Origin of the sequence: Synechococcus sp. 63AY4M2, from assembly GCF_002760475.1 — a bacterium.
GTDB lineage: Bacteria > Cyanobacteriota > Cyanobacteriia > Thermostichales > Thermostichaceae > Thermostichus.
Genome location: NZ_AXUX01000001.1, coordinates 2,154,358 through 2,168,482 on the forward strand (window position 1 = coordinate 2,154,358; position 14,125 = coordinate 2,168,482).

Below are 14,125 nucleotides of genomic sequence, written 5' to 3' on the forward strand. Positions count from 1 at the left end.
CCAGAGGCACTTTTTTGCCAGGGAAAGAGAAAGAGGGGGTCTCCTTGCGGAGAACTATCGCCCCGAGGCCCGACGCCGTAGCCTGTGAGCTGCAAGCAAGTGCGGCAGGGGCGGCCGTCCTGGGGTTGGAGGTGAGCCTGTGGCAGGTGTTAGGAATTTGATTTCAACCCCTTTCCATGATAGGAGGCAGCGGATCCCAGGTATCTTGCCAGCGCAAAGCCGCTTGCCGTAGCTGCGCCAAGTTGGCCGATCCGGTGCAAAAAGCGGCGATCCTCAGCTCCTCGATCACGGCTCGGAAGCTGTCCACCACCGCCTGGGCCCGCCCTCGGGAGACGGCGTGGAGAGCGGGAGCGGCCATGCCGACCACATCGGCCCCTAAGCGGATGGCTTTGGCTGCATCGATGCCGGTGCGGATGCCGCCGCTGGCCACCAGGGGCAGGTTGGGCAGGAAGCGGCGGATTTCCAGCAGGGCCAAGGCGGTTGGGATCCCCCAGTCCCGGAAGCTGTGGGCAATGCGTTTCTGGAGGGGATCGGTCTGGCGATGGGCTTCCACCTCGCTCCAGCTCGTCCCCCCTGCCCCAGCCACATCTAGGGCGGCCACGCCACACTCGGCCAGCCGCCGGGCTACTTGGGCGCTGAGGCCATTGCCCACTTCCTTGACCAGCACCGGCACCGGCAACTGGTTCACCAACTGCTCGATGCGGCGATAGAGGTTGCGCCAGTCGGGATCCCCCTGGGGCTGAACCGCCTCCTGCAGCGGGTTGAGGTGCAAAATCAGCGCATCTGCCTCGATCATCTCCACTGCCCGTCGCGCCTGCTCCAGGCCATAGCCGTAGTTGAGCTGCACAGCGCCCAGGTTGGCCAAAAGCAGAATATCCGGAGCCACTGGGCGCACCTGGTAAGTCTGGGCCAGCTCCGGGTGTTCTAAAGCTGCCCGCTGGGATCCCACCCCCATGGCAATGCCCAGCTCTTGAGCGGCAGCCGCCAGGTACAGGTTTAGCTCCCGGGCAGTGTCTGTCCCCCCGGTCATGCTGCTAATCAGCAGAGGGGCCTGCAGGCGTTTTCCCAGAAACTGGCAACTGAGATCGATCTCGGGCAGCAGCAGCTCCGGCAGCGCCACGTGCTCGAAGAAAAACCGCTCAAATCCGGTGCGGATCCCTCTGGCGTTTACGTCCTGCCGCAAAACAATGTCCAGGTGATCCTGCTTACGTTCGGAGATAGGGGATGGAGAATCGGCCATGGTCTGGATAGAGGGCTGTCCAACCGGTAGCGGGCGAACAACATTGTCCGAAGGTGGCCCGCTGTCTATGATGAGGGCGGGATCCAACCTAGTAGCCATGCAACCTTTGCACATCTTGCTGGCAGAAGGCAACCCTCATCTGCGCAGCTTGCTGGGTTGGCATCTGCAACAGGCACGGCACCGGGTTTGGGAAGCGGAGAACATTCGCCAAGCCAAAACCCTGCTGCAACAGCAGCCTGTCCACCTCTTAATTTTGGATGCGGAGCTGTCCAGCCGTGCCGGACTCCAACTATGCCGGTGGGCGCATCGCCATTGCGATGTGTTGATCTTGCTCCTCTCCCAACAGGGAGCGGAAGCCGACATCATCGCTTGGCTGAAGGCAGGCGCAGACGACTACCTCACCAAGCCCCTTAGTCTGCCCCTTCTGGATGCTCACATTCAGGCCCTGACCCGTCGGCTGCGGCGCAGCCTTCCCCCCACCTTCCTGCAGTATGGGGATCTGAAAATCGACCTGGTGCAGCGGCGCGTCACCCTGGCCGGCCAAGGCATCGACCTCACCCCGCAGGAGTTTAGCTTGCTGATGGTGCTGATCCAGGCCGATGGGGATCCTCTCTCGCGGCAGGAGCTGCTGGAGCGGGCTTGGCCCGATTCCACCGCCAACCCCCGCACCATCGATACCCACATCCTCTCCCTGCGCAAGAAACTGGAGCGCGATCCGCACCAACCCCGCCTCATTCACACTGTGCGCCAGGTGGGCTACAGCTTCGGCATAGAGCCGCCTCCTCCCTTGCAGCAGCCGAGTCGAGCTGCTGGCGCAACTGCCCCAGGATCTGGGCCTCAACAGCGGCGCCGTAGAGCTGCTTCAAGTGTCGGGTGAGTGTGAAGAGATGCACTTGCAGTTGCGTGGCTGCCTAGATGCAGTTTTCGGCAGGCAGGGTGACAAGGTAAGCCTTCACCCCAGGGGTAACTTTTGGGGGAGCGCCAAGTGCTTTGCCGTCCGCAAGCCCATCGCAGCAACGCTGTTGCCCTCGCTTGAGGTCGTTGAGGACAGTGGCGGGGTGGCATCCGAGAAACTGTGCAATGCAGGGTGCGCTCCGGTGTTGTGCGGAGAGTCGAATGACAAGGGCGCGTGTACTTCGGTCGCTCAGCGGCTGTCTGGCAGGGAGAGACGCTCTCAGGCTTGGGTGAATCACTGCCTCTCCAAAGCGATTGTTTGTAGGGCGCAGGCAACCAACAGTCCTATTGCCTTGGAAGACTTGCCCCCCGGCCCCCCTGCCCCCCGTATACGAGGGGATTGAGGGGGGCGGTCGGAGCCGGTTAGTTTACTGCTGATGGCAAAACCTTGATCAGCAGCAACCGAGCTCCTGGGCTAGACCCCAACCCCAGAAAGCACCACCATCACCACCACCGCCGCAAAGATGATCAAAGCGTAAAACTGCGCCTTGCCGTTCTCCAGATATTTCATCACTTCGCCGCCGACCATGGTCGCCAGGCCCGTCAAGTTGACCACCCCATCCACAATGCGGCTGTCCACCTCCAAGGCCTCCCGCGCCACAAAGCGGGTGCCCCGCACAAAGACCCGCTCGTAGAGGTCGTCAATGTACCACTTGTTGAGGGAGAAGTAGTACAGGGGTTGCAGACTTTGGGGGAAGGTGCTGGGATCAATACGTTTTTGCCAGTAGATAAGACCCGCCAGGGCAATGCCGATCAGCCCAATGCCCACCGAGCTGCCCGCCATGATCAGAAACTCTGCCCAATCGAAGTGGCCGGCCAGCACCGCTTGCCACTCGGCGGCCACCTGGGCCCAACCAGTTTCTGCTGCAGACTCACCAGGCGCATGGATGAAAGCCTCGAAGAAGTTGGCAAAGGGAGTGCCCACCAAGCCGATCAGCACGGAAGGAACGGCCAGCGCCACCAGCGGAATCGTCATCGATGCCGGAGATTCATGCGGCTCGGCAGCGTGGCCATGCCCTTCGTGTCCCTCTCCCCCAGCTTCGGGATGGCTGCTGGGCTGGGGCTTTTCGTAAATGTTCATGGCTCCGGGACCATAGGCCGCCTCTTTCCCGGCAAACGCGTAGGCAAAAGCCGGCACCGGTCGGCCTTGGCTGACGGCCACCTCCTGCCGCAGCTTCAGGTTGGTGCCGCGAAACTCCCCTTCAAAGGTGAGGAAGTAGATGCGGAACATGTAGAAGGCGGTGATCCCCGCCGTGAGGAAGCCCACCCCCCAGAGGGCCGGGTTGCGCTCAAAAACCGCGGCCAAAATCTCATCTTTAGACCAAAAGCCGGCAAAGGGCGGGATCCCACAGATGGCCAGCGTGCCGATCAAAAACGTGAAGGCCGTAACGGGCATGAACTTGCGCAGCCCTCCCATCAGGCGCATGTCCTGGGCCAAGACCGGGTCGTGGCCCACCACCGCCTCCATGCCATGAATTACAGAGCCAGAGCCCAAGAAGAGCAGCGCCTTGAAGTAGGCGTGGGTCATCAGGTGGAACAAGCTTGCCCCATAGGCACCGGATCCCATGGCCATGACCATGTAGCCCAGCTGGGAAATGGTGGAGTAGGCCAGGCCCTTTTTGATGTCGTTTTGGGTGATGGCAATGCTGGCCCCCAAAAAGGCCGTGCCCGCCCCTGTCCAGGCGATGAGGTCCATGACTGGTGGGATCCCTTCCAGCAGCGGGAACATGCGCGCCAACAGGAACACCCCGGCGGCCACCATCGTGGCTGCGTGGATGAGGGCCGAAATGGGCGTGGGGCCTTCCATGGCATCCGGCAGCCACACGTGCAGCGGGAACTGGGCCGACTTGGCCACCGGGCCCAAGAACACCAACACCGCAAACAGGGCAACCAAGCTGCTGCTCACCGCGCCGTTGGCCACCATCTGCTCCACATTGCGAGCCAGCTCCTCGAACCCAAACGTGCCGGAAATCCAGTAGAAGCCCAAAATGCCCAGCAACAGCCCAAAGTCCCCCACCCGGTTGACGACAAACGCCTTCTGGGCTGCCTCCGCCGCTGCCTGCCGCTCGTACCAAAAGCCAATCAGCAGGTAGGAGCACATCCCCACCAGCTCCCAGAAGACATAGATTTGCACCAGGTTGGGGCTGACCACCAGGCCCAGCATCGAGGAGGCAAACAGGCTCAGGTAGGCGTAGAAACGCACATAGCCAGGGTCGTGGGCCATGTAGCCGTCGGAGTAGATCTGCACCAGAAAGGCCACCGTGGTTACCACCACCAGCATCATGGCGCTCAAGTGATCCACCACAAAGCCCATGTCCAGGGAGAAGGAGCCCGCCTGAGCCCAGGTGAGGGTTTTGAGAACGGTCTCATGGCCCTGCACTTGGCCGGCCAAGAGGGCAAAGGCGTGAACCATCGCCGTTCCCGTCGCGAACACGCTCAAGAAGGCGGCCAGAGAGCGGTTGGCCCTTGTCCAGGCATTGAACAGCAAAATGCCCAAGCCGAGTAAAAAAGCCGCCACCAACGGATAAACGGGGATCAACCAGGCGTATGCGTAGATGAATTCCATAGGAACTGGTGCTGAATGCGTCCTCTTGCAGTGATGAGCCCTTCTTGCTGGCCGGTGGCAATCTGTCTGTCGGGATCAGGGGCCTAGGCCGGCAGGTGCTCTGGAGCTTCTGATATTGTAAATCTTTGCAACACGATCAGCGCCCCCCCTGCAACCACCCAGTCCATGAGAGCAAAGATTCTTCTTCCCGATCAACCGAGATCCCCGCAGGAGAATCGGGAGATATCCTGAAGACTCTCCCCCAGCTCAGATCCGCAAGGCCTACGGCCCGCTGACGGGATCGGCTGAGACTGTCGTTGCCAAGATGACAGGGATCCCTTGCAAGCGCTACAACTAAAGGCTGAAAGCTGCAGACTGTCTGGAGAAAAGCCCATGAGCCTGAACTTGGTGACCTTGGTGGGGCGAGCCGGCATGGATCCGGAGGTGCGCTACTTTGAGTCGGGCAGGGTGGTGTGTACCTTTAGCTTGGCGGTGAACCGCTTCCGCAAAGGCGAAGACAAGCCCGATTGGTTCAACCTAGAGCTGTGGGGGCGCACCGCCGAGGTGGCCGGAGAATATGTGCGCAAGGGCAGCCTCATTGGGGTAACCGGCAGCCTCAAGTTCGATCGCTGGAAAGACAAATCCACCGGTGAGGATCGCCAAAGACCCGTCATTGCCGTAGATCGCCTCGAACTCCTGGGATCTCGTCAAGACCGGGAGGCTGACCTGCCCGCCGAGGAGCCGTTTTGATTTGTTTGAGCGTGAGCTCTGGCCAGTCGGCGCTTGCACTCCTGCACCACCGCTGTCAAATCCTGGCTGCACCAGGGATAGCGCAAGGGTGGCCGCCGGATGACCCACAGCGGGATCCCCAGGGTTTTGGCCACTGCCTGCTTGACGGCCAGCCCACCCGCTTCTCCAGACTCCTTGCTGATGACTACCTGAGGATCTAGACTCTGCCAAAGCCGCAGTTCCTGCTCAAAGCTGAGGGGCAGGCGCATTCCGATCACCCGCTCGGCAGGGATCCCGGCTTGCACCGCTTGGGGAACCGACTCCGGCAGCACCCGCGCCCACAGTTGGCAGCGATCCTGCCAGGGCCCAAACAGGGGCAATGCCTTCACCCCCACCGTCAGCAGCACCCGCCGCCCCGCCAGTACGCCATCCGTGAGCACCGCCTGCCAGTCCGGCGCCACCTGTACCCAGGGATCCAACGCCACCGGGGGGCGCTCGTAGCGCAGGTAGGGGATCCCCAGTTGGGCGGTCACCTGCATGGCCAGTTGCGAGATCTCCTGGGCGAAGGGATGGGAAGCGTCTACCAGCACGCGGATCCCGTGTTCCTGTAGGAATTGTGCCAAAGATGGCGGCGAAAATCGCGTCACCACCACCTGGCCGGGCAGATCCCGATACAGCCTTCTTCCGCCCTCGGTGGTGACGGTGGCTATCCAAGGGATCCCCTCATGGCTGAGGACGTGGGCCAAGCTGCGGCTTTCGCTGGTGCCACCGATGAGGGCCACTTCAAGTGATGTACGAACCGAGCCCATGCTGTGTTGCCAAAGTTTGCTACCAGTGGATACGATCGAGGTCTGAAGGCTGGAGGCGAGTGCTCATGATCGAGATGCATGTGGCTGGGATCGCGGTCGACGCTGTCAACCAGGCTCCCATTGTCATCTTGCGCGATACCCATGAGCGGCGTGCCCTACCCATCTGGGTAGGAAGAGCGGAGGCCAACGCCATTCTGCAGGCGCTGGACGACCAAAAGCCCCTCCGCCCCATGACCCACGACCTTATTCTGAACTCCTGGAAAGCTTGGGGGATCAAGCTGGAGCGGGTTATCATCCACGCGCTGCTGGACAACACCTTCTATGCAGTGCTTGTTACAGTCTGCGGCGATAAAAAGCAGGAGATCGACTGCCGCCCCAGCGATGCCATTGCCCTTGCCTTGCGGGCCCATGCCCCCATCTGGACCGTAGAAGAGGTGATTGCGGAAGCTTCGATCCCGATGAACCAAGATGCCGACGAGGCAGAGCGGGAGGCCTTCCATAAGTTTGTGGAAAGCGTGACGCCCAAAGACTTTATTCGCAGCCACCTCCTCAGGGATCAGCCCACGGAATCGGATGGCTGAAGCCCTGTCTTCTCCGCTAGGACAGATGCTGAGCGGCTCCAAGAGCACCCTCAGCGCCGGCAGTTGCCTCTTTCCCTGTAGACAGTTCCCCTAGGCCCTTGAGTGCCGTTTTCAGGGGCGGCTTGCCTCCACCTCAGACTTGGCCGCAAAGGACGCCCTCGCGCCAGCCCAAGGGGAGCATTTTAATTCCTGCTTATCGGCCCTAGCCAAAACGCTGCCTGCTCGTGCGGAGGGATTTCTCTAGAAACCTTTGAGACCGAGGTTATACCGCTAACCGGGGATTGCTCTCTCTCCCTCTAGAGCTCCCAGGTGCATACGGCTCATCTTGGAACTCAGGGTGTTTTGCTTTGACACCCTGTTGCCGTCCAAGGCAGGCGGGCTTGCTTCAAAGCCACCGTCCCCCTGGCAAGAATGGCAGGGGAGTTTGCCCAGCTTGACAAAGGGAGTACCGACACCCTAGTTTCTAGCAAATTGTGCGGCTTGTGCGGCTAGGACGGCTTCATCGAGAGTGATCCTGCTCCCCTGGGGCAGTTGATTGGCTTGACTTTTCTTTATTGCGCCATTTGTCCGAGAAGTCAGCTCGTTTGCGCCTTCTACCCCTAGACCTGTGCCGCGCTTTTTAGCCAAAGCCGGGGGGTCGGAGCTGTGGGCCAAGCGGGGAGATCCTCGGTCTTGCTGGCATTTCGGCCTACAATCAAGCTAGAGCAGCCCTTTTTTAGCAAGCCATGCAGACTCTAGATCGGCCCAACGCGCCCTCTCAGCAGCCCTACCCAGAACCGGTCTACCCCCGTCGTCCTACCCGCACCGTAGCCGTAGGCAACGTGTTGATCGGCAGCCAGCACCCGGTGGTGGTGCAGTCCATGATCAACGAAGACACTCTCGACATCGATGCGGCGGTGGCGGCCATCCGTCGTCTGCACGAGGCGGGCTCGGAGATCGTGCGGGTTACCGTTCCCAGCATGGCCCATGCCAAGGCGATGGAGGCGATTCGGAGCAAGCTGATCCAAACCTACAAGCCGGTGCCGCTGGTGGCCGATGTCCACCACAACGGCATCAAGATCGCCCTGGAGGTCGCCCAATACGTGGACAAGGTGCGCATCAACCCGGGTCTGTTCGTCCTGGAAAAGCCGCAGCCCGGTCGCACCGAGTACACCCAAGCCGAACTGGAGGCCATCCGCAATAAGATCCGCGAAACCTTCACCCCCCTGGTGCAGACCCTCAAAGCTCAGAACAAAGCCCTGCGCATCGGCGTCAACCACGGATCCCTGGCCGAGCGCATGCTCTTCATGTATGGAGACACTCCAGAGGGCATGGTGGAGTCGGCCCTAGAATATGCCGAGATTTGCGCCGAGCAAGACTTCCACAACGTAGTTCTTTCCTTCAAAGCTTCCCGTCCGCAGGTGATGTTGGCGGCCTACCGGCTGGCGGCCCGCCGCTTCGATGCCTTGGGCCTGAACTACCCCTTCCACTTGGGGGTGACCGAGGCCGGCGATGGAGAATATGGCCGCATCAAATCGGCAGTGGGGATCGGGACGCTTCTGGCCGAGGGGATCGGTGACACCATTCGGGTTTCCCTAACCGAAGCCCCGGAAAAAGAGATCCCGGTGGCCTACGGCATCTTGCAGGCCCTCAACCTGCGCAAAACCATGGTGGAATATGTGGCCTGCCCCTCCTGTGGCCGCACCCTCTTCAACTTGGAGGAAGTACTGCAGAAGGTGCGGGCCGCAACCCAGCACCTGGTGGGCCTCGACATTGCCGTCATGGGCTGCATCGTCAACGGGCCGGGGGAAATGGCCGACGCCGACTACGGCTATGTGGGGAAAACCCCCGGCTACATCTCCCTCTACCGCGGAAAGGAGGAGGTGAAGAAGGTGCCCGAGTCGGAGGGCGTCCAGGCGCTGATCGAGCTCATCAAAGCCGATGGGCGGTGGGTGGATCCCCCAGAAGGAAGCCCAAGTAACTAAAACCAAAAGAGAGGGCAGCAGTCCACCAGCAGGTCTCCTTGCCTGCTAGCCTAGAAGATGCGTTGAACAGCTCCCAGTATGACCAGCACTCTCCCCACTCGCTCGTTTAACACCAGCCGCTCCAGGCAGATCTTTGCACGGGCGCAGCAGCTTATGCCGGGGGGCGTCAGCTCTCCGGTGCGTGCCTTTAAGTCGGTGGGCGGGGATCCCGTCGTCTTCGACCGCGTTGCCGGCGCCTACGCCTGGGATGTGGATGGCAACCAGTACATCGACTACATCGGCAGTTGGGGGCCGGCGATTGTCGGCCACGCCCACCCCGAGGTGATCGAGGCGTTGCGGCGGGCCCTGGAGAAAGGCACCAGCTTTGGCGCCCCTTGCGTTTTGGAAAACGAGCTGGCCGAGCGGGTGATCGAGGCGGTGCCCAGCGTGGAGATGGTGCGCTTTGTCAACTCCGGCACCGAAGCCTGCATGGCGGCGCTGCGCCTGATGCGGGCCTACACCGGGCGGGAAAAGGTGATCAAGTTCGAGGGCTGCTACCACGGCCATGCGGACATGTTTTTGGTCAAGGCCGGCTCGGGGGTAGCCACGCTGGGCCTGCCAGATTCGCCGGGGGTGCCCAAGGCTGCCACCAGTGCCACGCTGACCGCCCCCTACAACGACCTAGAGGCAGTCAAGGCTCTGTTTGAGCAGTATCCCGACTCCATTGCCGGCGTGATCCTGGAGCCGGTGGTGGGCAATGCCGGCTTCATTCCGCCGCAGCCGGGCTTTTTGGAGGGTTTGCGGGAGCTGACGCAAAAGTATGGCGCCCTGCTGGTGTTTGACGAGGTGATGACCGGCTTTCGCATCAGCTACGGCGGCGTGCAGGCCAAGTTTGGCGTCATCCCCGATTTGACCACCCTGGGCAAGGTGATCGGCGGCGGCCTGCCGGTGGGGGCCTACGGCGGTCGGCGGGAGATTATGGAGATGGTGGCGCCGGCGGGGCCCATGTACCAGGCGGGCACCCTCTCCGGCAACCCCCTGGCCATGACGGCCGGGATCCACACTCTGGACATCTTGCGCCGACCCGGTACCTATGAGTATCTGGAGCGGATTACCGAGCAGTTGGCGACGGGGCTGCTGCAGATTGCACAAGAGACCGGTCATGAGATGTGCGGGGGCTATTTGCCCGGCATGTTCGGCTTTTTCTTCACCGCCGGCCCGGTGCGCAACTACGAGGAGGCCAAGCGCTCGGATTTGCAGAAGTTTGCCCGCTTCCACCGCGGCATGCTGGAGCGGGGGGTGTATCTGGCGCCCTCGCAATTTGAGGCCGGCTTCACTTCCCTGGCCCACACCGAGGCCGATGTGGAGAGAACCCTAGAGGCAGCGCGAGAGGTGCTGCGCACGCTCTAGGGTTTTTCTCCCCTCTCCCCTTGAGAGAGGGGTTGGGGGTGAGGGAGCTCCCTTGCTGCATTGGGATCCCCGACCATGGCCGAGCACATCCACCGCAACTGGCGCATCACCACCCAAACTACCGACAAGGGGTTTATCTTTTGCTGCCAGCGGCTACGTCAGGATGGCTCAGTGGAGCCTGCTGCCAAAGCCTACGGCTACTTCCAAAATGAGGCCGAGGCGATTTTGGCGGGCATGGTCTGGATCGACCGGCAGCAACTTCCGGATCACCTGGACGGCTTGCTCTTCGACAACGAGGAGCCAGAGGGCTAGACAGAAGCTTCTTCGCGTACCAACTGTTCCCAGCCCAAGCCTTTGAGGGCGGCGTTGCGCCGCAGCGGGCGGGTGACCAACTCCAGCAGCGCCTGGGTGTTGCCGAAGCCGTGGATCGGGGCAAAGGTAAACTCCACCGACCATTTGGTGGTGATGCCGCGGGCCTCGAGGGGGTTGGCGTGGGCCATGCCCGTGATCACCAGATCCGGCTGCAGGGCTTTGATGCGCTGCAGTTGGTGGTAGTTATCCGGCTTCTCCACCAGGGTGGGCTTGGGCACCCCCATCTCCTCGCAGGTGCGCTCCAAGAGGGCCAGCTCGGCGGCTTGGTAGCGCTTGTCGAGGTAAGGGATCCCGATTTCCTGCACCGTCATGCCGCAGCGCACCAGGAAGCGGGCCAGGGAGACCTCCAGCAGGTTATCCCCCATGAAGAAGACGCTCTTGCCCCGCAGCAGGCCCAGGTACTCTTGAACTTGGGGGTGGCGCCACACTTCCGCTTCCCGCTCTGCCAGGCCTGGAGTCGGGATCCCCAGCTCGCGGGCAATGGCTTCGATCCAGGCGCGGGTGCCATCTGGCCCGATGGGAAAAGGAGCAGGGATGAGCTTGGCCTTTTTGCGGCGCACCAGCGTGGTGGCGGTGCGGCTGAGGAAAGGATTCACCCCCACCACATGGGTGCCCGGCTCGATGGCCGGCAGCTCCCCGTAGCGCTTGGCTGGCAGCCAGCCGGAGACGCGGATCCCGTATTTTTTCAGCTCCAGAGTGAGTTGGGTAACCACCGGATCCGGCACGGAGCCGAAGATGACCAGCGGCGGGTGGGGGTGGAAGCCCTCTTCCTCTTTCTTTTTGCCGGAGCGCAGCCCGTAGAAAAGGGCCTGCAGGCCGCCCCGCGTCTCCCGCTCCTCTTCCTGCACCTGCTCCGGGCAGCGCTGGGCCATGGAAGCCAACACCGTGTCTTCCCCCTGGGTAAAGGCGTAGTCGAGGCCGTTGGCCCGCGCCACCACAATCGGGATCCCGATCTCGGCCTCTAGCTTCTGTGCCAGGCCCTCCAGATCCATTTTGATGATCTCGGTGGTGCAGGTGCCGATCCAGACGATGACGCTGGGGTTGCGATCCCGCTGGATTTGCAGGCACAGCCGCTTCAGCTCCTCGTAGTCGTTGAGCTTGGCGCTGATATCTCCCTCTTCCAGCTCGGCCATGGCATAGCGCGGCTCGGCGAAGATCATCACCCCCATGGCATTTTGCAAAAAGTAGCCACAGGTTTTGGTGCCGATCACCAAAAAGAAGCTGTCTTCGATTTTGGGGTAGAGCCAGGCCACGCAACTAATCGGGCAGAAGGTGTGGTAGTTGCCGGTCTCGCATTGAAAGTGGAGGGTATTGGAAGTATCCACAGCAGCAGTCATCGTCGGCTCCTAGAAAAGGGTTTGTCAAGCTAGAGGGCGACCAACTGGGGCACGCCCACCAATTTTTCGCTCAGATCCCAGAGCAGCTTGGCCTTGGCCTCGTCCCCTGCTTCGTCCGAGACTTCTTGGTTAAAGGGCTTGGCATTCTTGCGTTGCCGGTTGCCCCAGCTCCAGTAGAACCCTGACTGGCGAAACTCGGGATCCGCCACCACCTGGGCCACCCGCTCGCCGGCCAGCTCCTGGGAGACATAGCCACCGGTGATGTTTTTTTGAAACCAGGGGAAGAGCTTTTGGAACAGGGGATAGTGATGGCGGAAGAGGCCTGTTTCCGCCACGCAGCCGGGGTAGAGGGAGAGGAAGGTGATGCCGGTGCTCTCGTGGAAGCGGCGGTGCAGCTCCCGCATGGTGAGGATGTTGCAGACTTTGCTGTCTTTGTAGGCCTTGACGGGATCGAACTTGCCGCCATCGGCCATGCTGATCGGCTCCTTGAAACCCTGGGCAAAACCCCGCAGATCCCCCAGGTGGGGTTGGGGCGGGATCTTGCCCCCCAGCTCCTTGGGGTTGTGGGTGACGGTGCCCAAGATCACCAGCCGCCGATCCGGGTAAGTGGAGCGCTTCAGATCCTCCAGCATCAAATGGCAGAGCAAGAAGTGCCCCAGGTGGTTGGTGGCCATGGTCAGCTCATAGCCCTCCGGGCTGCGCAGGGGCTGCTTGAGCAAGGGCATGTAGATGGCGGCGTTGCACACCAGGGCATCCAGAGAGCGGCCCGACTGGCGAAATTGCTCGACAAATTGCCGCACACTGGCCAGGCTGGCCAGATCGATCGGCATCAAGGTGTAGCTGCCCTGGGGGATCCCCACCTGCTGGGCCATCCGCCGGCCTTTGTCCAGATCCCGACAGGCCATCACCACGTGCCAGCCCCGCTTGGCCAAAGCCAAAGCCGCATACAGGCCGACGCCGGAAGAAGCTCCGGTAATCACCACGGTGGGTTGCGCTTGTGCTTGCATATCCAACTCCTCTGCCATGTCCTCAAGAGGGATTTCCTGCACAATCCATCTTGGAGTGGAAAGCGGGCCAGACAACGAATTGATAAGGTTTGCGACGGTTTTTCGAAACAATTGCTTCACTTTTAGACACACCGGCAAGCTGGCAGGCTTGGGATCCCTTACACCAGCGCCGGCTCCCGCACGGGGGTTTTGTAAAAGTCCGAAAGCAGGGCAAACAGCTCCCGATCCTCGGCAGGCCGGGGCACGATCCCCTCCGGGCGGGCCAGCAGCTCGTCGGCGATGTTCAGGTAGTACTGACAGACGGGCTCCAGGCTGGGATCCGTCTCTGCCATCTCGAAGAGGGTTTTGCCCTTCACCCGCGAGATGCGAATGTCCTCGACCAGTGGCAACACCTCGAGCACGGGCATGGGCACTGCCGAGACGTATTGGTCGATGAGATCCCGCTTGCTGGTGCGATTGCCGATCAACCCGGCCAGCCGCAGCTTGCGGGTTTTGGCCTTCTCCCGCACCGAGGCGGCAATGCGATTGGCGGCAAAGAGGGCGTCAAAGCCGTTGTCGGTCACGATCACGCAGTAGTCGGCGTAGTTGAGGGGGGCAGCAAAGCCGCCGCACACCACGTCCCCCAGCACGTCGAAGAGAATGACGTCGTATTCATCGAAAGCATTTAGCTCCTTCAGGAGTTTGACGGTCTCCCCCACCACATAGCCGCCACAGCCGGCCCCCGCCGGTGGACCGCCTGCCTCGACGCAATCTACGCCGCCATAGCCGCGGTAGATCACGTCCTCCGGGTAGATGTCTTCGTAGTGGTAGCCCTTGGCCTCCAGAGTGTCGATGATGGTGGGGATCAAAAAGCCGGTCAGGGTGAAGGTGCTGTCGTGCTTGGGATCACAGCCGATCTGCAGAACCTTTTTGCCCCGCTTGGCCAAAGCCACCGAGAGGTTGCAACTGGTGGTGGACTTGCCGATCCCACCCTTTCCGTAAACTGCCAACTTCACAGCACGTTCCTCCACAAGCCTGGCAAAGGCCATTATCGGCAGCCCATCCACCTCCTGAGAAGTGTTAAGAAGAGTTAAGGGAAGTCTAAAACAGGTTAAAGGAGTTTCCTAAATCGCTGGACAGACAAAATTCCGTCCAAAAGATTTTTAGAGCTAGATTTTAGCTGTTTATCAGCTTTTGTTTTTTGTTTTTGTATAAAAGT

General features: G+C 61.2%; 12 protein-coding genes. 6 read left to right on the forward strand and 6 right to left on the reverse strand.

Translation table 11 applies throughout. The features are described from left to right. Positions 1 to 163: 163 nt before the first annotated feature. Complete coding sequence (gene fni / locus SYN63AY4M2_RS09570) at positions 164 to 1,240, reverse strand: type 2 isopentenyl-diphosphate Delta-isomerase (protein ID WP_041438548.1); 1,077 nt, start codon at positions 1,238 to 1,240, stop codon at positions 164 to 166. Positions 1,241 to 1,337: 97 nt separating this feature from the next. On the opposite strand from fni, the gene SYN63AY4M2_RS09575 reads away from it, so the two are divergent. Then, positions 1,338 to 2,117: a response regulator transcription factor gene (locus SYN63AY4M2_RS09575; RefSeq protein ID WP_011431193.1), complete on the forward strand. Its 780-nt coding sequence runs from the start codon at positions 1,338 to 1,340 to the stop codon at positions 2,115 to 2,117. Positions 2,118 to 2,609: 492 nt separating this feature from the next. On the opposite strand, the gene SYN63AY4M2_RS09585 is transcribed toward SYN63AY4M2_RS09575, so the two are convergent. Next, positions 2,610 to 4,760, reverse strand: a complete 2,151-nt coding sequence (locus SYN63AY4M2_RS09585) for an NAD(P)H-quinone oxidoreductase subunit 5 (protein WP_099812848.1) — start codon at positions 4,758 to 4,760, stop codon at positions 2,610 to 2,612. Between the two features lie 372 nt (positions 4,761 to 5,132). Here SYN63AY4M2_RS09585 and SYN63AY4M2_RS09590 point away from each other — a divergent pair, with 372 nt between their 5' ends. Further along, positions 5,133 to 5,489 carry a single-stranded DNA-binding protein gene (locus tag SYN63AY4M2_RS09590; protein WP_011431189.1) on the forward strand — a complete coding sequence of 119 codons (357 nt, stop codon included), beginning with the start codon at positions 5,133 to 5,135 and terminating at the stop codon, positions 5,487 to 5,489. On the opposite strand, the gene SYN63AY4M2_RS09595 is transcribed toward SYN63AY4M2_RS09590, so the two are convergent. Beyond that, a complete protein-coding gene (locus SYN63AY4M2_RS09595; protein ID WP_228375307.1) occupies positions 5,447 to 6,277 on the reverse strand; it encodes a cobalt-precorrin-6A reductase in 831 nt (276 codons plus the stop codon). The two genes, SYN63AY4M2_RS09590 and SYN63AY4M2_RS09595, sit on opposite strands and share 43 nt — an antisense overlap. 65 nt (positions 6,278 to 6,342) lie before the next feature. Between SYN63AY4M2_RS09595 and SYN63AY4M2_RS09600 the strand changes: the two genes are divergently transcribed. From SYN63AY4M2_RS09600 to SYN63AY4M2_RS09615, 4 genes are all read left to right on the forward strand, one after another. After that, complete coding sequence (locus tag SYN63AY4M2_RS09600; RefSeq protein ID WP_041438544.1) at positions 6,343 to 6,858, forward strand: bifunctional nuclease family protein; 516 nt, start codon at positions 6,343 to 6,345, stop codon at positions 6,856 to 6,858. A 725-nt stretch (positions 6,859 to 7,583) separates the two neighbouring features. Then, positions 7,584 to 8,822: a (E)-4-hydroxy-3-methylbut-2-enyl-diphosphate synthase gene (ispG, locus tag SYN63AY4M2_RS09605; RefSeq protein ID WP_011431186.1), complete on the forward strand. Its 1,239-nt coding sequence runs from the start codon at positions 7,584 to 7,586 to the stop codon at positions 8,820 to 8,822. Between the two features lie 78 nt (positions 8,823 to 8,900). Then, positions 8,901 to 10,211: a glutamate-1-semialdehyde 2,1-aminomutase gene (hemL, locus tag SYN63AY4M2_RS09610; protein WP_011431185.1), complete on the forward strand. Its 1,311-nt coding sequence runs from the start codon at positions 8,901 to 8,903 to the stop codon at positions 10,209 to 10,211. Between the two features lie 75 nt (positions 10,212 to 10,286). Next, positions 10,287 to 10,523 carry a hypothetical protein gene (locus SYN63AY4M2_RS09615; protein ID WP_011431184.1) on the forward strand — a complete coding sequence of 79 codons (237 nt, stop codon included), beginning with the start codon at positions 10,287 to 10,289 and terminating at the stop codon, positions 10,521 to 10,523. On the opposite strand, the gene SYN63AY4M2_RS09620 is transcribed toward SYN63AY4M2_RS09615, so the two are convergent. From SYN63AY4M2_RS09620 to bchL, 3 genes are all read right to left on the reverse strand, one after another. Next, positions 10,520 to 11,920, reverse strand: a complete 1,401-nt coding sequence (locus tag SYN63AY4M2_RS09620) for a ferredoxin:protochlorophyllide reductase (ATP-dependent) subunit N (protein WP_011431183.1) — start codon at positions 11,918 to 11,920, stop codon at positions 10,520 to 10,522. The two genes, SYN63AY4M2_RS09615 and SYN63AY4M2_RS09620, sit on opposite strands and share 4 nt — an antisense overlap. Positions 11,921 to 11,949: 29 nt before the next feature. Continuing rightward, entirely contained in the window at positions 11,950 to 12,927 is a 978-nt protein-coding gene (locus SYN63AY4M2_RS09625; protein ID WP_011431182.1) for a protochlorophyllide reductase, read from the reverse strand. Between the two features lie 158 nt (positions 12,928 to 13,085). Next, positions 13,086 to 13,922 (reverse strand): ferredoxin:protochlorophyllide reductase (ATP-dependent) iron-sulfur ATP-binding protein, encoded by an 837-nt coding sequence (gene bchL / locus SYN63AY4M2_RS09630; protein ID WP_041439195.1) that lies wholly within the window; start codon positions 13,920 to 13,922, stop codon positions 13,086 to 13,088. Positions 13,923 to 14,125 lie beyond the last annotated feature (203 nt).